22 protein-coding genes and 1 other annotated feature are annotated in these 22,615 nt (G+C 34.3%); all 22 genes read right to left on the bottom strand.

All coding sequences use genetic code 11. The annotated features are described in order from the left end of the window. Positions 1–116 precede the first annotated feature (116 nt). The 22 genes from rpsG to radA all read right to left on the bottom strand — a co-directional run bounded on the left by rpsG (position 117) and on the right by radA (position 22,584). The gene (gene rpsG, locus HMPREF2647_RS00110; RefSeq protein WP_001137495.1) at positions 117–587 is read right to left on the bottom strand and encodes a 30S ribosomal protein S7; all 471 of its coding nucleotides are present in this window, start codon (positions 585–587) and stop codon (positions 117–119) included. A 69-nt stretch (positions 588–656) separates the two neighbouring features. Beyond that, a complete protein-coding gene (gene rpsL / locus HMPREF2647_RS00115) occupies positions 657–1,070 on the bottom strand; it encodes a 30S ribosomal protein S12 (protein ID WP_016931318.1) in 414 nt (137 codons plus the stop codon). Positions 1,071–1,159: 89 nt separating this feature from the next. Beyond that, positions 1,160–1,420 (bottom strand): ribosomal L7Ae/L30e/S12e/Gadd45 family protein, encoded by a 261-nt coding sequence (locus HMPREF2647_RS00120; RefSeq protein WP_070859263.1) that lies wholly within the window; start codon positions 1,418–1,420, stop codon positions 1,160–1,162. 147 nt (positions 1,421–1,567) lie between these two features. Continuing rightward, entirely contained in the window at positions 1,568–5,161 is a 3,594-nt protein-coding gene (gene rpoC / locus HMPREF2647_RS00125; protein WP_161795359.1) for a DNA-directed RNA polymerase subunit beta', read from the bottom strand. A gap of 189 nt (positions 5,162–5,350) precedes the next feature. Further along, positions 5,351–8,902 carry a DNA-directed RNA polymerase subunit beta gene (rpoB, locus tag HMPREF2647_RS00130; protein ID WP_002449020.1) on the bottom strand — a complete coding sequence of 1,184 codons (3,552 nt, stop codon included), beginning with the start codon at positions 8,900–8,902 and terminating at the stop codon, positions 5,351–5,353. Between the two features lie 203 nt (positions 8,903–9,105). Continuing rightward, positions 9,106–9,714: a class I SAM-dependent methyltransferase gene (locus tag HMPREF2647_RS00135; RefSeq protein WP_050215260.1), complete on the bottom strand. Its 609-nt coding sequence runs from the start codon at positions 9,712–9,714 to the stop codon at positions 9,106–9,108. A 171-nt stretch (positions 9,715–9,885) separates the two neighbouring features. Continuing rightward, positions 9,886–10,254 carry a 50S ribosomal protein L7/L12 gene (gene rplL / locus HMPREF2647_RS00140; RefSeq protein ID WP_002488409.1) on the bottom strand — a complete coding sequence of 123 codons (369 nt, stop codon included), beginning with the start codon at positions 10,252–10,254 and terminating at the stop codon, positions 9,886–9,888. 39 nt (positions 10,255–10,293) lie between these two features. Next, positions 10,294–10,794, bottom strand: coding sequence for a 50S ribosomal protein L10 (gene rplJ, locus HMPREF2647_RS00145; protein WP_002449049.1), 501 nt, complete (start codon positions 10,792–10,794; stop codon positions 10,294–10,296). 30 nt (positions 10,795–10,824) lie between these two features. After that, positions 10,825–10,978: a sequence feature (ribosomal protein L10 leader region), on the bottom strand. A gap of 128 nt (positions 10,979–11,106) precedes the next feature. Then, entirely contained in the window at positions 11,107–11,802 is a 696-nt protein-coding gene (gene rplA / locus HMPREF2647_RS00150; protein WP_017175315.1) for a 50S ribosomal protein L1, read from the bottom strand. A 206-nt stretch (positions 11,803–12,008) separates the two neighbouring features. Next, positions 12,009–12,431, bottom strand: coding sequence for a 50S ribosomal protein L11 (gene rplK / locus HMPREF2647_RS00155; RefSeq protein WP_001832298.1), 423 nt, complete (start codon positions 12,429–12,431; stop codon positions 12,009–12,011). Between the two features lie 186 nt (positions 12,432–12,617). Continuing rightward, a complete protein-coding gene (nusG, locus tag HMPREF2647_RS00160) occupies positions 12,618–13,166 on the bottom strand; it encodes a transcription termination/antitermination protein NusG (RefSeq protein ID WP_017175314.1) in 549 nt (182 codons plus the stop codon). Positions 13,167–13,183: 17 nt separating this feature from the next. After that, positions 13,184–13,384: a preprotein translocase subunit SecE gene (gene secE, locus HMPREF2647_RS00165; RefSeq protein WP_017175313.1), complete on the bottom strand. Its 201-nt coding sequence runs from the start codon at positions 13,382–13,384 to the stop codon at positions 13,184–13,186. Between the two features lie 43 nt (positions 13,385–13,427). Next, positions 13,428–13,571 carry a 50S ribosomal protein L33 gene (gene rpmG / locus HMPREF2647_RS10915; protein WP_049336738.1) on the bottom strand — a complete coding sequence of 48 codons (144 nt, stop codon included), beginning with the start codon at positions 13,569–13,571 and terminating at the stop codon, positions 13,428–13,430. Between the two features lie 80 nt (positions 13,572–13,651). Beyond that, the gene (locus HMPREF2647_RS00170) at positions 13,652–14,242 is read right to left on the bottom strand and encodes a sigma-70 family RNA polymerase sigma factor (protein ID WP_017175312.1); all 591 of its coding nucleotides are present in this window, start codon (positions 14,240–14,242) and stop codon (positions 13,652–13,654) included. A 67-nt stretch (positions 14,243–14,309) separates the two neighbouring features. Next, on the bottom strand, positions 14,310–14,840 hold the full coding sequence (locus tag HMPREF2647_RS00175) for an NYN domain-containing protein (RefSeq protein ID WP_017175311.1): 531 nt from the start codon (positions 14,838–14,840) through the stop codon (positions 14,310–14,312). Further along, entirely contained in the window at positions 14,837–15,586 is a 750-nt protein-coding gene (gene rlmB / locus HMPREF2647_RS00180) for a 23S rRNA (guanosine(2251)-2'-O)-methyltransferase RlmB (protein ID WP_037541103.1), read from the bottom strand. The genes HMPREF2647_RS00175 and rlmB overlap by 4 nt, the downstream gene beginning before the upstream one ends. A gap of 8 nt (positions 15,587–15,594) precedes the next feature. Then, a complete protein-coding gene (locus tag HMPREF2647_RS00185) occupies positions 15,595–15,981 on the bottom strand; it encodes a Mini-ribonuclease 3 (RefSeq protein ID WP_017175309.1) in 387 nt (128 codons plus the stop codon). 1 nt (position 15,982) lies between these two features. Then, entirely contained in the window at positions 15,983–17,383 is a 1,401-nt protein-coding gene (gene cysS / locus HMPREF2647_RS00190; protein WP_070859264.1) for a cysteine--tRNA ligase, read from the bottom strand. Continuing rightward, on the bottom strand, positions 17,367–17,996 hold the full coding sequence (gene cysE / locus HMPREF2647_RS00195) for a serine O-acetyltransferase (RefSeq protein ID WP_170999993.1): 630 nt from the start codon (positions 17,994–17,996) through the stop codon (positions 17,367–17,369). Before cysE ends, cysS begins: the two co-directional genes overlap by 17 nt. A gap of 386 nt (positions 17,997–18,382) precedes the next feature. Beyond that, complete coding sequence (gene gltX, locus HMPREF2647_RS00200) at positions 18,383–19,837, bottom strand: glutamate--tRNA ligase (RefSeq protein ID WP_017175306.1); 1,455 nt, start codon at positions 19,835–19,837, stop codon at positions 18,383–18,385. Between the two features lie 277 nt (positions 19,838–20,114). After that, positions 20,115–21,188, bottom strand: coding sequence for a PIN/TRAM domain-containing protein (locus HMPREF2647_RS00205; RefSeq protein WP_049420612.1), 1,074 nt, complete (start codon positions 21,186–21,188; stop codon positions 20,115–20,117). Between the two features lie 22 nt (positions 21,189–21,210). Next, positions 21,211–22,584 carry a DNA repair protein RadA gene (gene radA, locus HMPREF2647_RS00210; RefSeq protein ID WP_017175304.1) on the bottom strand — a complete coding sequence of 458 codons (1,374 nt, stop codon included), beginning with the start codon at positions 22,582–22,584 and terminating at the stop codon, positions 21,211–21,213. Between the last annotated feature and the right edge of the window lie 31 nt (positions 22,585–22,615).

The following is a 22,615-nucleotide window of genomic DNA, read 5'->3' on the forward strand; positions in this document are numbered from 1 at the left end:
TTCTCCTTCCAGTTATTACTGAATAAGTACTATAGAATATGGCGATGCCCTAAGCATGAACCATTTTACTTGGTAAACCAATATGACGGAACACACTCAGGGTTAAAGCTTCAATCTTACCAACGATAGTGAGCGAATGCTTTGTTCGCTTCAGCCATTTTGTGAGTGTCCTCACGTTTTTTGACTGCACCACCTGTATTATTAGCAGCATCTAAGATTTCGTTAGCTAAACGATCTTCCATAGTTTTTTCACCACGAAGACGAGCGTAGTTTACTAACCAACGTAATCCTAAAGTTGTACGACGTTCTGGGCGCACCTCAACAGGTACTTGGTAGTTTGAACCACCTACACGACGCGCTTTTACTTCTAATACTGGCATAATGTTGTTAATAGCTTCTTCGAATACTTCTAAAGCATCACGACCACTGCGTTGTTCTACAAGGTCAAATGCAGAATAAAGAATTCTTTGTGCTGTTCCGCGTTTACCATCTAACATAATTTTGTTAATTAATTTTGTAACTAACTTAGAGTTATGAATTGGATCTGGTAATACGTCTCTTTTAGGTACTGATCCTTTACGAGGCATTATAAAGTCCTCCCTTCCTATTATAATATATTCTTAAAAATTGATAGTAAAATTTACACAATCTTAAACTTAATTTTTAGGTTTTTTAGTTCCGTATAATGAACGTCCTTGTCTACGTCCGTCTACACCTGAAGTATCAAGTGCACCACGTACAATATGGTAACGCACACCAGGTAAGTCTTTTACACGTCCACCACGTACAAGTACAACACTGTGTTCTTGTAAGTTATGGCCGATACCAGGAATGTATGCGTTGATTTCAATGTTGTTTGATAAACGCACACGAGCGTATTTACGTAACGCTGAGTTAGGTTTTTTAGGTGTCATTGTACCTACACGAGTACAAACACCACGTTTTTGAGGTGAGTTTAAGTTAGTAAATTGTTTCTTTTTACTATTGAAACCTCTGTTTAACGCTGGTGAATCTGATTTTTTAGATTTACTTTGTCTAGGTTTACGTACTAATTGATTAATAGTTGGCATTGAATGTCCTCCTCTCTTCATTTTTTAATTCCACACATCCAGGTGGTTCATTTTTAGGTTAAATAAAATTTAGTAAGTGTAAAAACTTACTAATTCTCATTCAATAACGCAACAATTGTCGCATTAACATTAATACCTACTGCTTTTCCTAAAGTCGATTTGCTTTCGAAATAAGTAATCGGTATGCTTTTATGATTGATTTGGCTAAATACTTGAGCTAATAAGTATATCTCAACATCTTTAGCAATAATCAATGATGCAACTTGATCTTTTTTCAACGCTTTTAACGTTTGTTTAAGACCAACTACAAAATGTTGTTTGTTAAAGCGTGCAACTTTTTCATTAGACATTAAATATCCTCCAAAGTTCTGCTTGCATCAACCTTTACAATAATAACACTTTATATAATAATTAGTCAACATTTTTTATCATTTTCTGTAAATATTAAAAGAAAAGAACTTGGAACAAATTAAAGTTCCAAGTTACTTTCACATTAATTACTCAGTCACTTCTGCTTCGTCAGCTTCAGCAACTGGAGTACCCACTTTATCGTATTTAACGTCACTATAACGTCTCATACCTGTACCAGCTGGGATAAGTTTACCGATAATAACATTCTCTTTAAGTCCAAGTAAGTCATCGCGTTTACCTTTAATAGCAGCATCAGTAAGTACACGAGTAGTTTCTTGGAATGAAGCCGCAGATAAGAAGCTTTCTGTTTCAAGAGATGCTTTAGTAATACCAAGTAATACTGGTTTTGCAGTAGCTGGGCGTTTACGTTCTTTAAACGCTTCTCTATTTGCATCAGTAAAGTTATGAATATCTACTAATGAACCTGGTAGAAGTTTAGTGTCACCAGCTTCAATAATTCTTACTTTACGTAACATTTGTCTAACCATTACTTCAACGTGTTTATCATCAATTTCTACACCTTGCATACGATAAACTTTTTGCACTTCTTTAAGTAAGTAGCTTTCAGTCGCGTTTAAACCAGCAACAGCTAAGAAGTTCTTAGGTTCAATAGAACCTTCAGTTAATACTTCTCCACGTTCTACTGATTGGCCAATTTCTACTTTAATTCTTGAAGTACCTGAAGCAAGATAAGATCTTGTTTCATTAGCACCTTTAATCACAATTTCTTGTTGACGATCTTTTGCTAATTTAATATCTTCAACGACACCTTCGATTTCAGTAATTACCGCTTGACCTTTAGGGTTACGTGCTTCAAAGATCTCTTGGATACGTGGAAGACCTTGAGTGATATCGCTTCCTGCTACCCCACCTGTATGGAAAGTACGCATTGTAAGTTGGGTACCAGGCTCACCAATTGATTGAGCGGCAATAGTACCAACTGCTTCACCTACTTCAACTTTTTCACCTGTAGCAAGGTTTTTACCGTAACATTTTTCACATACACCATGACGAGTATTACATGTAAATGCTGAACGGATATACATTTTTTCAATACCTGCATCTGTAATTTTCTTAGCAATTTCAGGTGTGATTAATTCATCAGGACGAATAATGATTTCATCCGTTTCAGGATGACGAATTGTTTCTTTAGAATAACGGCCTTCAATACGTTCGATAAATGGTTCAATCATTTCTGTACCTTCTTTAATATCAGAAACTAATAAACCACGGTCCGTACCACAATCTTCTTCACGAACGATAACATCTTGTGCAACATCAACAAGACGACGAGTAAGATAACCTGAATCGGCTGTTTTAAGTGCTGTATCGGCAAGACCTTTACGCGCACCATGAGTTGAGATGAAGTATTCTAATACTGTTAAACCTTCACGGAATGATGAAGTAATTGGTAACTCAATAATTTTACCTGATGGCGCAGCCATTAATCCACGCATTCCGGCTAATTGTGTGAAGTTAGATGCGTTACCACGGGCACCTGAGTCACTCATCATAAAGATTGGGTTTGTTTTTTCAAGTGATTGCATTAATTCGCCTTGAATTTGATCTTTGGCATCTGTCCAAATTTCAACAACTGCATTGTAACGTTCATCTTCAGTGATTAAACCACGATTAAATTGTTTAGATACACGTTCTACTAATTTTTCGTGTTCATCTAAAATTTGTTGTTTATCTGGAAGTACTACGATATCAGATACACCAACTGTAATACCAGCTTTAGATGAGAACTTGAATCCTAAATCTTTCATGCGGTCAAGCATCATTGATGTATCTGTGATGCTAAATCTGTTAAATACTTCAGCAATAATATTACCTAAGAATTTTTTGTTGAAAGGTGCAGTAAGTTCTTGCTCTTCGAAGTAAGCTTTAAGACCACCTTCACCTAATTGTGTTGGATCAACAAAATATTTATCAGGTGTTTTATCTTCTAAGTTTTCTTGAGTAGGCTCATTAATATATGCAAATGAATCTGGAATGATTTCATTAAAGATCACTTTACCTACAGAAGTAGCTAAAATTTTATTATTTTGTTCTTCTGTAAATGTAGGGTTATTAAGTGAACGCGCATGTAAACCTATACGAGTGTGTAGATGAACATAACCATTTGCATATGCTTTAAGTACTTCATTTGTATCATTAAAGATTATACCAGTATTTACAGCATCTTTACGTTCTAAAGTTAAGTAATAGTTACCTAATACCATATCTTGTGATGGTGTAACAACTGGTTTACCATCTTTAGGGTTCAAGATATTTTGTGCCGCTAACATTAACATACGTGCTTCAGCTTGTGCTTCTTTAGATAATGGTACGTGGACCGCCATTTGGTCACCATCAAAGTCAGCGTTATAAGCTGTTGTTACAAGTGGATGTAAACGGATTGCACGTCCTTCTACTAAAGTAGGTTCGAAAGCTTGAATACCTAATCTGTGAAGCGTTGGCGCACGGTTAAGTAATACTGGGTGTTCTTTAATGACATCTTCTAATACATCCCATACTTCATCATCCATGCGTTCAATTTTACTTTTCGCATTTTTAATGTTTGTTGCGATTTCACGTTGAACTAATTCTTTCATGACGAAAGGTTTAAATAATTCAAGTGCCATTTCTTTTGGAAGACCACATTGATACATTTTTAAGTTTGGTCCTACCGCGATAACTGAACGACCTGAGTAGTCAACACGTTTACCAAGTAAGTTTTGACGGAAACGACCTTGTTTACCTTTTAACATATGTGATAAAGATTTCAATGGTCTATTACCTGGACCAGTTACTGGACGACCACGACGACCATTATCGATTAGTGCATCTACTGCTTCTTGTAACATACGTTTTTCGTTTTGAACGATAATACCAGGAGCACCAAGATCTAATAAACGTTTCAAACGATTATTACGGTTAATAACACGACGATATAAATCATTTAAATCACTTGTTGCAAAACGTCCACCATCTAATTGAACCATAGGACGAATTTCTGGTGGAATAATTGGTAGTACATCTAAAATCATCCATGAAGGATTATTTCCAGAATTTCTAAATGATTCCACAACTTCTAAACGTTTAATTGCACGTGTTAATCTTTGTCCAGTTGCTGATTCTAATTCATCACGTAATGCTTTTAATTCTTCATCTAAGTCAATTTCTTCTAATAGGTCTTTAATACCTTCTGCACCCATTTTTGCTACAAATTGACCTGGGTATTTATCATAATATTCTCTGAATTCAGCTTCAGATAATAATGATTTTTTCTCTAATCCAGTTGGACCTGGATCTACAACCACATAAGAAGCAAAATAAATAACTTCTTCTAATGATCTTGGAGACATATCTAATAAAAGACCCATACGACTTGGGATACCTTTAAAGTACCAAATGTGAGAAACAGGTGCTGCTAATTCAATATGACCCATTCTTTCACGACGAACTTTAGATTTTGTGACTTCTACACCACAACGGTCACAAACCATGCCTTTGTAGCGTACACGTTTGTACTTACCACAACTACACTCCCAGTCTTTTGTAGGTCCAAAAATTCTTTCACAGAAAAGACCATCTTTCTCAGGTTTCAAAGTACGATAGTTAATTGTTTCTGGTTTTTTCACTTCACCATATGACCAAGAACGGATTTTTTCAGGTGAGGCTAAACCGATTTTCATATAATGGAAATTATTTACATCAATCAAGGAGCCTACCTCCTTCAATTTAGATTAGCTGTGCTATTTGATTGATTTACATTTACTGAAACTGACATCACATACATAAGATGCACATCAGTGCGCAATCTAAATCTTGATGAGATTAAAATTACGCAACTCATGTTTATTCATCTTAAATTTATAATTTTATTATTCGTTAGTTTCTTTTTGAGTTTCTGGAACATCTTTTTGTTGTAAATCTACTTTGCGCTCAGTTGCATCTTCATCATCAACATCGGCCATTTCGATTTCATTATCATGTTCATCCATAACTTTTACATCTAAACCTAAACTTTGTAATTCTTTCATCAATACTCGGAATGATTCAGGAACACTTGGTCTTGAAATGTTTTCACCTTTAACGATAGATTCGTATGTTTTAACACGACCTACAGTATCGTCAGATTTATAAGTTAAGATTTCTTGTAATGTGTATGCTGCACCATAAGCTTCAAGTGCCCATACCTCCATCTCACCGAAACGTTGTCCACCGAATTGTGCTTTACCACCAAGTGGTTGTTGTGTAACAAGTGAGTAAGGTCCAGTTGAACGCGCATGCAATTTATCGTCAACCATGTGAGCAAGTTTAAGCATATACATTACTCCAACAGAAATACGATTATCGAATGGTTCACCAGTACGTCCATCATATAATACTGTTTTACCATCACGTGCCATACCAGCCTCTTCGATTGTAGACCATACATCATCGTCGTTTGCACCATCGAATACTGGAGAAGCAACATGAATACCTAAGTTTTTAGCAGCCATACCTAAATGTAACTCTAAAACTTGTCCAATGTTCATACGTGATGGTACACCTAGTGGGTTTAACATGATATCGATTGGACGTCCATCTGGTAAGTAAGGCATATCTTCTTCAGGAACAATCTTAGAGATAACCCCTTTGTTACCATGACGACCACACATTTTGTCCCCAACATGGATTTTACGTTTTTGAACGATATATACACGAACAAGTTGGTTCACACCTGGTGATAAAGTATCATCGCCTTCTTCACGATTAAATACTTTAACGTCTAGAACGATACCACCTGCACCATGTGGCACACGTAATGAAGTATCGCGAACTTCTCTTGCTTTTTCACCAAAGATGGCGTGTAATAATCGTTCTTCTGCAGTTAATTCTGTGACACCTTTTGGCGTTACTTTACCAACTAAGATATCTCCATCTTTAACTTCTGCACCGACGTATATAATACCACGATCGTCTAAGTTTTTAAGTGCATTTTCAGAAACGTTAGGAATATCACGTGTAATTTCTTCAGGTCCTAATTTAGTATCACGTGCTTCAGATTCGTATTCTTCAATATGAATTGAAGTATATACATCGTCTTTAACTAATCGTTCACTCATGATAACGGCATCCTCATAGTTATATCCGTCCCAAGTCATGAAACCTACAACGACGTTACGACCTAATGCCATTTCTCCTAATTCCATTGAAGGACCATCAGCTAAAATTTCATTGTATTCTACAACGTCACCTACAGAAACGATTGGACGTTGGTTATAACAAGTACCAGAGTTTGAACGTTTAAATTTAGCTAATGGGTAACGGTCTAATTCGCCTTCATGTTCAGTTCCATTTTCCTCAACTAAACGACGAACTAGAATTTCATTAGACTCAACATGTTCAACACGACCTCTATGTTTTGCAGTAATTGCTGCACCAGAGTCACGAGCTGCCACATGTTCCATACCTGTACCCACAAATGGAGCTTCAGGATTCATCAATGGTACTGCTTGACGTTGCATGTTCGCACCCATTAACGCACGGTTAGAGTCATCGTTTTCAAGGAATGGGATACAAGCTGTCGCTGCTGATACTACTTGTTTAGGTGATACATCCATGTAGTCCATTTTTTCTTTTGCCATAACAGTATTGTTACCACGGAAACGACATACCACTTCATCATCTAGGAAACGACCATTTTCATCTAAACGAGAATTGGCTTGTGCAACTACATAGCTATCTTCTTCATCAGCAGTTAAATAATCAATTTGATCAGTAATTGAATTTGTATCAATATCTACTTTACGATATGGTGTTTCGATAAAACCAAATTCATTTACACGTGCATAACTAGATAATGAGTTAATTAAACCAATGTTTGGTCCCTCTGGTGTCTCAATTGGACACATACGACCATAGTGAGAATAGTGTACGTCACGAACTTCCATTTGTGCACGTTCACGTGTTAAACCACCAGGTCCTAAAGCAGAAAGACGACGTTTATGTGTTAACTCTGCTAATGGGTTAGCTTGGTCCATGAATTGAGACAATTGAGAACTACCAAAGAATTCTTTAATTGAAGCAATTACAGGTCTAATATTAATTAATTGTTGTGGTGTAATTGAATCAGTATCTTGAATAGACATTCTTTCGCGAACGACACGTTCCATTCTAGATAAACCAATTCGGAATTGGTTTTGTAACAGTTCACCTACTGAACGTAAACGACGATTACCTAAATGGTCAATATCATCTGTATAACCAATACCATTCAATAAGTTAAAGAAATAACTCATTGAGGCAATAATATCTGCTGGTGTAATACATTTCACTTCTGAATCAGGTAATGCATTACCAATCACTGTTGTAGTGCGTTCTTCTTCATCATTTGGAACATACACTTTAATTGATTGAATTTCTACAGGTTCATCAATAACGCTACCTTCTAACTCGAACACTTCACTGTTTGCATTTGACTCTAAAACATTCATAATTTCGTCTAATTTACGACGATCTAAAACTGTTCCTTCTTCAGCAACAATTTCACCTGTTTCGCTGTCAACGATTGGTTCAGCTAATTTTTGGTTAAATAAACGATGTTTTAGGTGTAACTTTTTATTTGTTTTATAGCGACCAACACTTGCTAAATCATAGCGTTTAGGGTCGAAGAAACGTGAATATAATAAGCTTTTTGCGTTTTCAACTGTTGGTGGTTCACCAGGACGTAAACGTTCATAGATTTCTAATAAAGCTTGTTCAGTATTTTCAGTACTATCTTTTTCAAGCGTATTACGTAAGTATTCACTATCTCCTAATAAATCGATAATTTCTTGATCACTAGAGAATCCTAAAGCACGTAATAATACTGTTAAAGGTAATTTACGTGTTCTATCAATTCGAACGTAAACGATGTCTTTAGCATCTGTTTCATATTCTAACCACGCGCCACGGTTTGGAATAATCGTTGCGTCGTAATTTTCACGTCCATTTTTATCTATTTTTTCATTAAAATATACTGATGGTGAACGTACTAATTGTGAAACGATAACACGTTCTGCACCATTAATTACGAACGTACCAGTATCCGTCATCAATGGGAAGTCACCCATGAAAACTTCTTGTTCTTTAACTTCACCAGTTTCTTTGATAATGAGACGTACTTTAACACGAAGAGGTGCAGCATAAGTAGCGTCACGGTTTTTTGATTCTTCTAAATCATATTTTGGTTCACCTAATCTATAATCCACAAATTCTAAAGATAGGTTTCCAGTGAAATCTTCAATTGGTGAAATATCACGGAACATTTCTAATAAACCTTCTTTTAAGAACCAGTCATAAGATTTAGTTTGAATTTCTATTAAGTTAGGTAATTCTAATACTTCTGAAATTCTCGCATAATTTCTACGTTTACGATGTCTTCCATATTGGACAACTTGACCTGCCAAACAGATTCACCCCTCAAATATTGTGTTGAACTTATACACAAAATTTCACATAACAAGACAAAAAGAAAACGGCAACACAATTGATGACACCATTTTCGATTCTTCTCTTATTCTTGTTTATCGTGCTCAATTTGCGTAAAAGTACACACTTGTTGAACATAAATTTTTACATTTTATAACTATATCAGAATACCATTTTGAAATCAACCTTTTTGGCTCTTCAATATATAGTACCCTTTACTTTTGTTCACAGTTTCTACATTATTAAATATTTCTTCCATTTTCTTTTTAGCAGAAGGCATACCTTGCTTTTTCTGAATGACAACATAGAGTTCACCTTGATTTTTTAGCTTTTGATATGCTTCTTCAAAGATTCGATGAACAACATTTTTCCCAGCTCTAATTGGTGGATTTGTTAATACAAAGTCAAAATATTCATTCTCAACTTGTGACAGACCATCACTTTCTGTAATGATGACATTATCAATTTGATTTTGCTTTTTGTTCTTTTCAGCCAAATGTAATGCTCGATGATTCACATCCACCATAGTTATTTGGTGGTGTGGTGACACTTTAGCAATCATTAAACCAATAGGACCATAACCACAGCCAACATCAATGATACGTTTACTTGGACCTGGTGGATGTTCATTTAAAAACGTTTGTACTAATAAATCAGACCCAAAATCTACTTTTCCTTTTGAAAAAACGCCCGCATCTGTCGTTAGTTTTAACTGAGATTTATGATAAAAGTATTGAATTGTTTTTTCATCACTTTGTACTTCAGGATTTTCATCATAGTAGTGACTCATGATTTCACCTCTTTATTTGTTCATCTATTTGATTAGAAAATGAATTAAAACCCCGTTATCAACAATAACGGGGTTTTAATTTCTCAAAGAATGCAAGTAATCATTAACGCTTTCACTCTAAAGTGACTAAGTTAAAATGATTTACTTATATATTAAGTTAAGATACTAGAATTATTTTAATTCTACAGTAGCTCCAACTTCTTCTAATTGTTCTTTAAGTTTTTCAGCATCTTCTTTAGCAACAGCTTCTTTGATTACTTTAGGAGCGTTGTCTACTAATTCTTTAGCGTCTTTTAAGCCTAAGCCAGTTGCTTCTTTAACTGCTTTAACAACTTTGATTTTTGAAGATCCAGCTGAAGTTAATTCAACGTCAAATTCAGTTTTTTCTGCGCCAGCGTCTCCGCCACCAGCTGCACCAGCTGCTGCTACAGGAGCTGCTGCTGTTACACCAAATTCTTCTTCAATTGCTTTTACTAAATCGTTTAATTCTAATACTGACATTTCTTTAATTGCTTCAATGATTTGTTCTTGATTAGCCATTTTATTATTCCTCCATTTATTTTAAAATTTTATGCGCAATTATTCAGCGCTTTCTTCTTTTTGTTCTCCAACAGCTTTAACCGCATAAGCGAAGTTGCGTACTGGAGCTTGTAATACTGATAAAAGCATAGATACAAGACCATCGTGTGAAGGTAATGAACCAACAGTTTTAACTTCTTCTGCTGAGATAACGTTACCTTCCATAACGCCTGTTTTAATTTCTAAAGCTTCATGTTCTTTAGCAAATCCTGAGATCACTTTCGCTGGAGCAACTACATCATCAGTAGTTGTAGCGATAGCTGTAGGACCAGTTAAGAATTCATCTAAGCCTTCGATACCTGCTTTTTCAGCTGCACGACGAACTAATGTGTTTTTGTATACTTTATACTCAACACCAGCTTCACGTAATTGAGCACGTAAATCAGTTACTTCCGCAACAGTTAAACCACGGTAGTCCACAATAACAGTTGAAACTGAATTTTTAAGTTGTTCAGCGATAACGTCAACTTGTTGTTTTTTAGCTTCAATAATAGCAGACATTCAGACACCTCCATTTATATTTTTGGTGCTTTTTTAATAAAAAAAGCACTTTCTACCCACGGCAAAAAGTGCTTGAAAGATCATTATAATAATCATCACGTTCAAGTCAATTTTAGCCTCGGTAGGATATTGTTTTAAGTTAAAAATTAACTCCTACTGTCTTAGGTAAAATAATCACAATAAATAATATAACTTGTTTATTGTAATATGTCAATTGTTTTTTTGAAAAAAGACTGGAAGAAAATGTATCTTATCTTTTTCAAAATAAGCAATTATTATCTACCAGTCTATAATCTATTAATATATTTAAAATTAAAGTTTAAATGCTGAAGTATCTACTTTAACTCCAGGACCCATTGTTGTAGTTACAGCAACAGATTTGAAGTAAGTACCTTTAGCAGATGCTGGTTTAGCTTTAGCTAAAACATCTTGTAAAGCATTAAAGTTTTCAACTAATTTTTCTTCGTCGAAAGATACTTTACCAATCGTAGCATGTACGATACCTGCTTTTTCAGCACGATATTCAACTTTACCAGCTTTAATTTCTTCTACAGCTTTTTTAACGTCCATAGTTACTGTACCAGTTTTAGGGTTTGGCATTAAACCTTTAGGTCCTAATACACGACCTAATTTACCAACTTCACCCATCATGTCAGGTGTAGCTACTACTACGTCAAAGTCGAACCAACCTTGTTGGATTTTTTGAGCATATTCAGATTCACCTACGTAATCTGCGCCTGCTTCTTCTGCTTCTGTAATTTTATCACCTTTAGCGAAAACTAATACACGTTGTGATTTACCAGTACCGTTTGGTAGCACTACTGCACCACGGATTTGTTGGTCATTTTTACGTGTATCAATACCTAAACGGAATGCTACTTCAACTGATGCATCAAAGTTAGCGATACTAGTTTCTTTAGCTAATTTAATTGCTTCTTCAACACTATAGTATTTAGTACGGTCAACTTTATTAGCTGCTTCTTGATACTTTTTACCTTTTTTAGCCATTTATTGTTCCTCCTTTAGTGGTTTTAGCGGAATTTCCTCCCACGCTTACTTGTGTGATTTACACAAGTTAAGAGCAGATAACAGATGATGTCAATAATAAATATTAATTTACTAAAGACTAATCATAGACAATATATGTTGTCGTTTCTGTTACCTGCTATCGTCTATCAGTTTATTTCAAATTCAAACTAATTTTCATTTAATAATTATTGTACAGTGATACCCATACTACGTGCAGTACCTTCGATAATACGCATAGCTGCTTCTTCGTCTGCAGCGTTTAAGTCTTGCATTTTTGTTTGAGCAATTTCACGTACTTGATCTTTAGTTACTGTAGCAACTTTAGTTTTGTTTGGTTCACCAGAACCTTTTTCAACGCCAGCTGCTTTTTTAAGTAGTACTGGAGCCGGTGGAGTTTTAGTAATGAATGTAAATGAACGATCTTCATATACACTGATTTCTACCGGAATGATTAAACCTGCTTGTTCTTGTGTACGTGCATTGAATTCTTTACAGAATCCCATGATGTTCACACCTGCTTGACCTAATGCTGGACCAACTGGTGGTGCTGGGTTCGCTTTACCTGCAGGAATTTGTAATTTAACTACTTTTTCTACTTTTTTAGCCACGATGTGCACCTCCTTGATATCGTGATGTGGTCACAGGGCTCAGTTTTGCCCTCCCACTCATAAACATTTCGTGACGAAATGAGCGTTCTAAAAACGCGACCACATTATTTTAACATTAAACTTAATTAAAAATCAATAGTAAAATTTCATCTTTTTAAGCAAATCATACTTTATAATTTAAAATGATTATAATTTTTCTATTTGATCGAATTCTACTTCAACTGGTGTTTCTCTACCAAACATATCGACTAATACAGTTAATTTAAATTTATCTGCTTCGATTTCTTGAACTTCACCAACTTGATTTGCAAATGGTCCTGATTTGATGCGGACTTGTTCACCTACATCTAATTCTACATCAATTGTTTTTTCTTTAAGTCCCATTTGTTTTAAGATAAATCTCATTTCTTCAGGAAGTAATGGATTAGGTTTTGAACCTGCACCTGCTGAACCAACAAATCCTGTGACACCTGGTGTATTACGTACAACATACCATGATTCATCTGTCATAATAAGTTCTACTAAAACATACCCAGGAAATGTCTTTTTAACTTGTTTTTTTGCTTTCCCATCTTTAACTTGTGTTTCTTCCTCTTCAGGTATGACAACTCTAAAAATTTGCTCTGTCATATTCATTGATTCTACTCTTTTTTCTAAATTCTTTTTAACTTTATTTTCATATCCAGAATACGTATGCACTGCGTACCAACGCTTAGTCCCAACTTCTTCAGACATGTTGTCACTCCTTACTCTTATCTAAATAATTCAATTAAATTACCAATACCTACGTCTAATACCCAGAAAAAGACCATAAAGAAAATTACTGTAGCTACTACAATGACAGTATATTTAAAAAGTTCTTCTTTCGTAGGCCAACTTGTTTTTTCCATTTCGCTTTTAACGCCTTGGAAGAAACTTTCTTTATTCTTACTTGCGTCTTTATCTTTAGCCATAACCTTACCTCCATGCTCTTCAAAGTATATACTTATAAACTCATTACTTTGATTCTTTATGCATCGTGTGTTCATTACATCTGGAACAATATTTCTTCAGTTGTAATCTCTTAGCTGATGTTTCTTTTTTAGGTACATTATAATTTCTGCTACCACACATTTCACAAACTAAAGGTACTTTTCTCACATCAATTCACCTTTGCTCATATTAATACCAGTATACTATACATAAACTTATAATAAACTGTCAAACTCGTACTAAAATACTTAACATTTGTATTTTAATAAATATTGTTTCATTTTTATTTTACAACGTTGAATACTATTGTAAACTACTTTATCTTTTACATTTAGTCTTTTCGCTATTTCTGATGGGGAATAATCAAGTAGAAGTAAATTTGCAACTTCTCTTTCAAACATACTTAACTTCTTAAAACTATCTATCAAGTCTTCTTTACTTAATCTAGTTAAATATAGTTCTTCCGTCCTTTTTATCATTTGATTCAAACGATATTCTACTACACATTCATTGATTAACAATTGTTGACGTTGATTAAACGCATAACGTTTTCTCCAAAAATCTTTTTTTACAGAATAAACTAAACGATTTAAATAATGTTCGAATGGAACATTCGTATTAAAATTAAATGTGTGTAAAGCTAAATATATCTTTAACGAGGTATCTTGAATTAAATCTTCCAGTTCTTGATGATCTATACCTAGCATTCTAAACTTCATCATAAGTTTAGGACGTATCACATTCATTATATTTGCGAATAACTGTTCTTTCTCCAATGTATTTTGGCTATATTGAAAAGCTTTAAATATATCTTCTAGTTGTCGAAAATGATAAGTCATATACAAAACCTTTCTTTATAAGTTAGGCACATTGTATAAGACGCATCTTTTAAATATCAAGACTGTATTATTTATGTTTTTTACCATATCCTCGTCGTATTTTTTCAAATTCTGCAAGTACATCTTTTGATAACGAAATTCGAGTTCTTGGTTTACGTTCATTAAAATCATCTACTGATTTACTAACCGTCATTGCATTCTCTTTTAAATCTCGCCACATTTCTCTAGATGAAACACGATATGCACCTGCTCCAAAAATAGCATGTTGCTCGCTCATATCGCTAGTCACTACTGTAATATGTGTCGTATGTTTATTGTATAAATTATATACATAACGCTCAATATAGCTATCTGCAGTTTCTTTTTCTTTCGTAAAAACTGTTTTAACACCATGATACATGTATTCTCTTTCTATACCAGATTGTTCATATGCATCAAATACACATACAATCTCATCAGCGACAACTGCATTGTAATTGGCAATCACATCTAAGAGTTGTTCACGTGCTTCCTCTAAACTTTCTCTTGCTACTTTACTCAATTCCCTTGATTGACCAATCATATTGTAACCATCAATAATTAGATATCTATCTTTCATTGGGTGTCTCCAATTTGATGTCGTTTTCGATAGACTTCATACATCATTAAACTAGCAGCTACAGAAGCATTTAAGCTATTAACATGGCCTACCATAGGAATTTTAATATAGAAATCACATTTATCTTTAACCAATCTACTCATACCTTGCCCTTCACTACCAATTACGATAGCCAATGGCATATCAGCAGCCATATTGCGATAATCTGTAGCATTATCCGCTTCAGCTCCTGCTACCCAATATCCATTATCTTTCAGCTCATCAATTGTTTTTGATAAATTTGTAACACGCATCACTGGGACATGTTGAATCGCACCTGTTGACGCTTTTGCGACAGTTTGTGTGAGCGCAACAGAACGTCTCTTAGGGATAATAACTCCATCTACTCCACTTGCATCTGCCGTTCTAATGATCGAACCAAGATTATGTGGGTCTTCTAAACCATCTAAAATAATTATTGTAGAAAGGCCTTCTTTTTCTTTTTGAGATTGAATAAACTGATCAAAATCTGCATATTCGTATGGTGCAATCAGTGCAGCTACACCTTGATGAGGTGCATTTGCTAAATTATCTAATTTGGATTTTGGAACAGTTTGTATAATCAATTTCTGTGCTTTAGCATTTTTTAAAATATCATTAATTTGCTGCTTTCTTATTCCTTCTTGTATCCAAATTTTATTTATTGTATGACCAGACACAATTGCTTCTTTAACAGCGTGTCTACCGACAATAACGATATCTTCCACTATGTTCACTACCTTTCATCAACAATTTGTACAATCGTATCAAGTAACGCATCTAATCGTTCATTTTGATGATCTAAATAAAGAAATCCTATAACAGCTTCTAAACCTGAACTTTTACGATACGTTTGTACATCTGTATTTTTAGCTTTCGTATAACTTTTAGCGTTACGGCCTCTTCTAACAATATCTAGTTCTTCTTCAGTAAACCATTCTTTTGTTATTAATACCTCGAGCGTTTGTGCTTGGCTTTTTGCAGACACATATTGTTTCGATACTTGGTGTAAGCGATTCGGTTTACTCTGTAATTTAAGCACAATGTATTCACGTACATGCTGGTCTAATACAGCATCTCCCATATAAGCTAACGTTAATGGGTTTAATAGCTTTGCATCCATATTAACCCCTTCTAAATCTTACACCTTGAGGCGTATCTTCAAGAATAATATTTTGTTCTTTTAGCATATCTCTAATTTCGTCAGCTCGAGCAAAATCTTTATTTTTACGTGCTTCATTACGTTCTTCGATAAGTTTTTCTATGTCTTCATCAAGTAATACATCATTTTCTTTTCCTTCTAATGGCACACCTAATACGTCACTAAAAATGTGATATACTTCTTTAAAGCGCTGAATCACTTTAGTAGATGTTGTATTTTCTAATACATATTTATTAGCTAATTTCGATAAATCATACCATGCAGTTACAGCATTTGCTGTATTAAAATCATCATCCATTACAGCTTCAAATTGTTTTAAAATATCATTAATTTGATCAATATAGTCTGTTTGTGTTTCTAAATCAGTTGTGATTGCTTCTCTTTCTTTAATTAATTGATAACTATTACGTATACGCTCTAATCCACTTTTAGCAGCATTCACTAATTCAACGTTATAGTTGATTGGACTTCTATAATGAACACTGATCATGAAGAAACGTAATACATCTGGATCAATTTCTTTAATAATATCGTGTACTAAAATAAAGTTACCTAATGATTTACTCATTTTTTCATTATCTATATTAATGAAACCATTATGCATCCAATAATTAGCAAAAGGCGCGTGATTGTGTGCTTCAGATTGCGCTATTTCATTTTCATGATGTGGAAATTGTAAATCTGATCCTCCTGCATGGATATCAATTGTTTTTCCCAATTCATGATAAGCCATTACAGAGCATTCAATATGCCATCCTGGACGTCCTTGTCCAAATGGGCTCTCCCAACTAATTTCTCCAGGTTTTGCCTTTTTCCATAGCGTAAAGTCCAATGCATCCTCTTTTTGTTCACCTGCTTCTATACGAGCGCCAACTTTTAAATCATCAATAGACTGATGACTTAATTTACCATATCCATCAAATTTACGGGTTCTAAAATACACATCTCCATTACTTTCATATGCATAACCTTCATCTACAAGTTGTTTAATGAAGTCAATGATTTCATCCATATGATTCATTACTCGCGGATTAGATGTCGCTCTTTTAACATTAAGTGCCCCTACATCTTCATAGAATGCCTTGATATATCGATCAGCAATTTCTGGCACACTTTCATTTAATTCTTTAGACCGATTAATGAGTTTATCATCTACATCAGTAAAATTAGATACGTAATCAACCGTATAGCCTTTATATTCAAAATATCGACGTACCACGTCATAATTAATTGCTGGACGGGCATTACCAATATGAATGTAATTATACACTGTAGGTCCACATACATACATTTTTATCTTACCAGGCTCAATAGGCTTAAACACCTCTTTTTGACGTGTTAAAGTATTATATAATGTAATCATCTTTAATCTCTCCATTCTTAGCTTTTTCCAATTGTCGTTCTAGTTGCTTAATTTGTTCAAATAAAGGATCAGGCAAATTACGATGATCAAATGTTTTCCCAATTCGTTTTCCTTCTTGTTTAACAATATGACCTGGAATGCCTACAACTGTTGTATAACTTGGCACAGATTGTAAGACTACTGAATTCGCACCAATATTAACATTAGAATTAATTTGGATATTTCCTAAAACTTTTGATCCTGCTGCAATTAAAACATTATCTCCAATATCTGGATGACGCTTTCCTTTTTGTTTACCTGTACCACCAAGTGTCACGCCTTGATAAATAGTTACGTTATCTCCAATCGTACATGTTTCACCAATGACTACACCCATACCATGATCAATAAATAGACGTTTTCCGATTTTTGCTCCAGGATGAATTTCAATTCCTGTAAAAAAGCGAGATACTTGTGAAATCATTCTCGCCAAAACGTAGTGTTTTTTATTATATAATTTATGTGCAATTAAGTGACTCCATACCGCATGCAAGCCTGCATAAGTTGTGATTACTTCAAATGTTGTACGTGCTGCAGGGTCTTGTTCAAATACCATTTTTACATCATCTTTCATTCTTTTTATCAAGACGCTCGCCTCCCCATTTTCTATATATTATGAATATCTTACAGTCCATGTATAATAATTCAAATATTTAAAAAAAGCGCCCCTAACATTAACTGCTAGAGGCGCTATTGCACGGTTCCACTCTTCATTTTAGATAAAGTAAGTTGATGAACATACTAGTCTACCTTATCATACTCATTTCTATATTTAATTGAACATTCAAAGGTGCATTCGATATAGATAATGATATGCTCACAGCAACCGCATACTCTCTAACAACATTATCGTATATTTACTAATCCTTTAACTAACATATGTTTAATTTTATCATAAGAAGTTTTTTATAAAATTTCAAGTTTAAACATGTGTGTCTGACTTATTATATTAACATTGTTTTAAACATATTTTTTTAAACGAGATAGTACTTTTTCTTTTCCTAATACTTCAATTGTATTCGGTAATTCAGGACCATGCATTTGACCAGTCACTGCTACACGAATAGGCATAAATAATTGTTTACCTTTAATACCCGTTTCTTTTTGTACTTCTTTAATCGTTTTTTTAATTTCAGCAGCTTCAAATGGTTCAAGCGCTTCTAATTTACCATATAAATGAGACATTAATTCAGGAACTTGTTCGCCATTTAATACCTCTTGTTCTTCTTCACCTAATTCAGGCATATCATGGAAGAACATTTCTGATAACGGAACAATTTCTCCTGCATAACTCATTTCTTTTTGATAAAGACCAATTAATTTGCGTCCCCATTCTCTATCTTCTTCACTTGGATTTTCAGGAATTAAATTTGCTTTGATCAAGTGTGGTAAAGCAAGCTCAAATACTGTTTCTGTATCTTTTGTTTTCATATATTGGTTGTTAACCCAAGCTAATTTTTGTCTATCAAACATTGCTGGAGATTTAGAAAGACGTTGTTCATCAAAAATCTTAATGAATTCTTCTTTAGAAAAGATCTCATCTTCACCTTCAGGAGACCAACCTAGTAAAGCAATAAAATTGAATAACGCTTCAGGTAAATAACCTAAATCACGATATTGCTCGATAAATTGTAAAATTTGGCCATCTCGTTTACTTAATTTTTTACGTTGTTCATTTACAATTAATGACATATGCGCAAAACGTGGTGATTCCCAACCAAATGCTTCATAAATCATTAATTGCTTAGGTGTATTTGATACATGATCATCTCCACGAATAACATCAGAAATTTCCATATAGTGATCATCTACTGCTACCGCGAAATTATACGTAGGGACGCCATCTTTTTTCACGATAACCCAATCTCCAATATTATTAGAGTCAAAAGAAATTTCTCCTTTAACCATATCATCAAATGTATATGTTTTATCTTTTGGAACACGGAAACGAATAGCGGGTTTGCGTCCTTCAGCTTCAAATTGTTGACGTTGTTCTTCAGTTAGATGTGCATGTTTACCGCCATATCGTGGCATTTCTCCACGAGCAATTTGAGCTTCACGTTCTTCTTCTAATTCTTCTTCAGTCATGTAACATTTGTATGCTTTATCTTCATCTAATAATTGTTGAATAAGTGGATTATAGATGTCTGCACGTTCAGACTGACGATAAGGACCATGACCTTTGTCTTTATCGATAGATTCATCCCAATCTAAGCCTAACCATTTTAAGTTATCAAATTGTGAAGATTCTCCATCTTCAAGATTTCTTTTACTATCTGTATCTTCAATACGTACTACAAAATCTCCATCATAATGTTTAGCAAATAAATAATTAAATAATGCAGTTCTTGCATTTCCGATGTGTAAATATCCAGTTGGACTTGGCGCATATCTTACTCTTACGCGTTCACTCATTCGTTTCACTCCTAATTTTGTTATTCATTCTTTATAGCGAATGATTTCTTTCATTAGAAAAAAGTTATCCCAAACAATCTTTAAAGAATCGTTTTTGAATAACTTTAACTTCTAATCTATACTTAGATCAACTTCGCATTTCCTTATTATTGTAGCATTAATTGGCTGGTTTGATAAGTCTATTGCTGTTGTTGTTACGTTACTCATCAATATCTCATAGCGAAAAATGTTATACAATAATTTATAAATGAATACGTTTCACATGAAACCCTTTTCTCTATTCACTTAAGGACTCCTCTATAGTCTTAGCAAATATAATACGACCAGATGATGTTTGTAATAAACTAATGACTTCTAATTCAACCTGTTTACCTATAAGAGATTTGGCATGATCTACAACTACCATTGTTCCATCATCTAGATATCCTACCCCTTGGCCAGGTTCTTTACCCATTTTAGTTAATAAAATATTAAGTCGGTCACCTTGATGAACATTGGGTTTAATTGCTTCTGACAAATCATTAACATTTAATGCAGTAATCCCTTGAACATGACATACCTTATTCAAGTTGAAATCGGTTGTAATGACATGAGCATGATAAACTTGAGCTAATTCAACTAACAGTTTGTCAATATCACTATGAGATTTTTGAGGATGAATCACACGAGTTGGATAGTCTAAATCATAAAGTTGATTTAAAATATCTAATCCACGTTGTCCTTTTTCACGTTTGATACTATCATTAGCATCTGCAACTACTTGTAATTCATTTATAACTCCTTGAGGAATAAGAATTTCTCCATCTATAAATCCGCATTTAATAATATCTAAAATTCTTCCATCAATAATTGCACTTGTATCTAACAGTTTAGGTATGGCGCTGATATTATTTTTAGACATTGAACGTGCTATATTTTCTGGCAAAAACATAAGCATTTCATCACGCTTTTTCAAACCAAACTGGAATCCTAAATAACATAATAATAATGTAATAATAATAGGCACAAGGTGATTTAATATAGAATTTCCTATCATTTCTAAAATAAATGAAGCCATTACTGAAATAAATAAACCAACGACTAATCCTAGTGTAGCAAACAAAATTTCAACTGCACTACGTTGCATAATCCAAATTTCAGCTTCTTTAAGTAATCGTGTTACTTTATTAATAAATAACCCAAATATTAGAAAGAATACAATCATCCCTATTAAACCATCAACATAATGATTAGTATAAATGGGATGGTTGTTCATACCTAAATCATTTAAAATTTCTGGAATTAACATGATTCCAAATGATGCACCAAGAATGATGTAGATTATAATAATAATTCCTTTTAATACCTTCATACGTTATCACCCCTTTAAATGCCTATGATGAGCGATTACTAAACGCATATGTTAAGGCATCATGTACCGTTGTCACACCAACGACCTGAACACCTTCTGGGAATGTCCATCCACCTATATTCGTTTGGGGAATAATCACTCTCTTAAATCCTAGTTTTGCCGCTTCTTGTACACGTTGCTCGATACGCGATACTCGTCTTACCTCACCAGTTAATCCCACTTCACCAATATAACAATCCAAACCATCTACGGCTTTATCTTTAAAACTTGAAGCAGTCGCTACAATAATACTTAAATCTACAGCCGGTTCAGTAAGTCTCACTCCACCCGCTACTTTAATGTAAGCATCTTGTTGTTGTAAAAGATAATTTTCTTTTTTCTCTAAAACAGCCATAAGTAAGCTAAGTCGATTGTGGTCGATGCCTGTGGCCATTCGTCTTGGATTATTAAATGTAGTAGGTGTTACTAGAGATTGCACCTCAATCAATAGTGGTCGTGTGCCTTCCATAGTAGCCACAATTGTTGATCCTGGAACATTTGTAGAGCGTTCTTCTAAAAACATTTCTGAAGGGTTTTGTACCCCTTTCAAACCACTTTGTTTCATTTCAAAAATACCCATTTCATTTGTTGAACCAAAACGATTTTTAACTGCTCTTAGAATTCGATAAGCATGGTGTTCATCACCTTCGAAGTATAAAACTGTATCTACCATATGTTCTAATAGTCTTGGACCAGCAATTTGCCCTTCTTTTGTTACGTGACCTACTATAAAAGTTGCGATATTCATTTGTTTTGCAATATTCATTAAACTTTGTGTACTTTCTCGAACTTGTGATACTGAGCCAGGTGCTGAACTAATCTCAGGATGATAAATCGTTTGAATTGAATCGACAACAAGTATGTCTGGGCGCTCTTGTTCCACGGTTTGATGAATAACTTCTAAATCTGTTTCAGCTAGTACATTTAAATTACTAGAGTCTTCCTCTAGACGATCTGCACGCAATTTCGTTTGATTTAGTGATTCTTCACCCGTGATATAAAGTACATTAAGTTTCTGTGATAACGATGCACAAATCTGTAATAATAATGTAGATTTCCCAATACCCGGGTCGCCGCCAATCAGTACGAGTGATCCACTAACAATTCCACCACCAAGTACACGATTAAATTCTTTAGAGTCCGTTTGAACTCTCGGTGTTGCCTCATGCTTAATACTATTTAATTTCTGTACTTTTGCTTGTGTCTCTTTTGCTTTTACGCCATGCTTTGGATTGGAAGTCTTTTCAATAATTTCCTCCATTTGATTCCAAGCACCACAATTCGGACATTTTCCCATCCATTTAGGAGACTGATATCCACAAGCCATACATTCGAAAATTACTTTTTTCTTGGCCAAAACTGCACCTCCGATTTTTTTGAACATATCT

Origin of the sequence: Staphylococcus sp. HMSC035D11 (assembly GCF_001836075.1) — a bacterium.
In the GTDB taxonomy this organism is placed as follows: domain Bacteria; phylum Bacillota; class Bacilli; order Staphylococcales; family Staphylococcaceae; genus Staphylococcus; species Staphylococcus hominis.

Bases quoted from the DNA above. Each gene is read 5' to 3' on its own strand.
- cysE (WP_170999993.1), bottom strand. From the start codon at position 17,996: ATGAAAGATGATGTAAAAATGGTATTTGAACAAGACCCTGCAGCACGT.
- nusG (WP_017175314.1), bottom strand. From the start codon at position 13,166: ATGTCTGAAGAAGTTGGGACTAAGCGTTGGTACGCAGTGCATACGTAT.
- rpsL (WP_016931318.1), bottom strand. From the start codon at position 1,070: ATGCCAACTATTAATCAATTAGTACGTAAACCTAGACAAAGTAAATCT.
- rpoC (WP_161795359.1), bottom strand. From the start codon at position 5,161: ATGAAAATCGGTTTAGCCTCACCTGAAAAAATCCGTTCTTGGTCATAT.
- HMPREF2647_RS00170 (WP_017175312.1), bottom strand. From the start codon at position 14,242: ATGACTTATCATTTTCGACAACTAGAAGATATATTTAAAGCTTTTCAA.
- HMPREF2647_RS00120 (WP_070859263.1), bottom strand. From the start codon at position 1,420: ATGTCTAATGAAAAAGTTGCACGCTTTAACAAACAACATTTTGTAGTT.
- HMPREF2647_RS00175 (WP_017175311.1), bottom strand. From the start codon at position 14,840: ATGAAAGATAGATATCTAATTATTGATGGTTACAATATGATTGGTCAA.
- cysS (WP_070859264.1), bottom strand. From the start codon at position 17,383: ATGATTACATTATATAATACTTTAACACGTCAAAAAGAGGTGTTTAAG.
- rplJ (WP_002449049.1), bottom strand. From the start codon at position 10,794: ATGTCTGCTATTATTGAAGCTAAAAAACAACAAGTTGACGTTATCGCT.
- secE (WP_017175313.1), bottom strand. From the start codon at position 13,384: ATGGCTAAAGATAAAGACGCAAGTAAGAATAAAGAAAGTTTCTTCCAA.
- rplL (WP_002488409.1), bottom strand. From the start codon at position 10,254: ATGGCTAATCAAGAACAAATCATTGAAGCAATTAAAGAAATGTCAGTA.
- rpsG (WP_001137495.1), bottom strand. From the start codon at position 587: ATGCCTCGTAAAGGATCAGTACCTAAAAGAGACGTATTACCAGATCCA.
- HMPREF2647_RS00205 (WP_049420612.1), bottom strand. From the start codon at position 21,188: ATGAAGGTATTAAAAGGAATTATTATTATAATCTACATCATTCTTGGT.
- HMPREF2647_RS00185 (WP_017175309.1), bottom strand. From the start codon at position 15,981: ATGGATGCAAAGCTATTAAACCCATTAACGTTAGCTTATATGGGAGAT.
- HMPREF2647_RS00135 (WP_050215260.1), bottom strand. From the start codon at position 9,714: ATGAGTCACTACTATGATGAAAATCCTGAAGTACAAAGTGATGAAAAA.
- rplA (WP_017175315.1), bottom strand. From the start codon at position 11,802: ATGGCTAAAAAAGGTAAAAAGTATCAAGAAGCAGCTAATAAAGTTGAC.
- gltX (WP_017175306.1), bottom strand. From the start codon at position 19,837: ATGAGTGAACGCGTAAGAGTAAGATATGCGCCAAGTCCAACTGGATAT.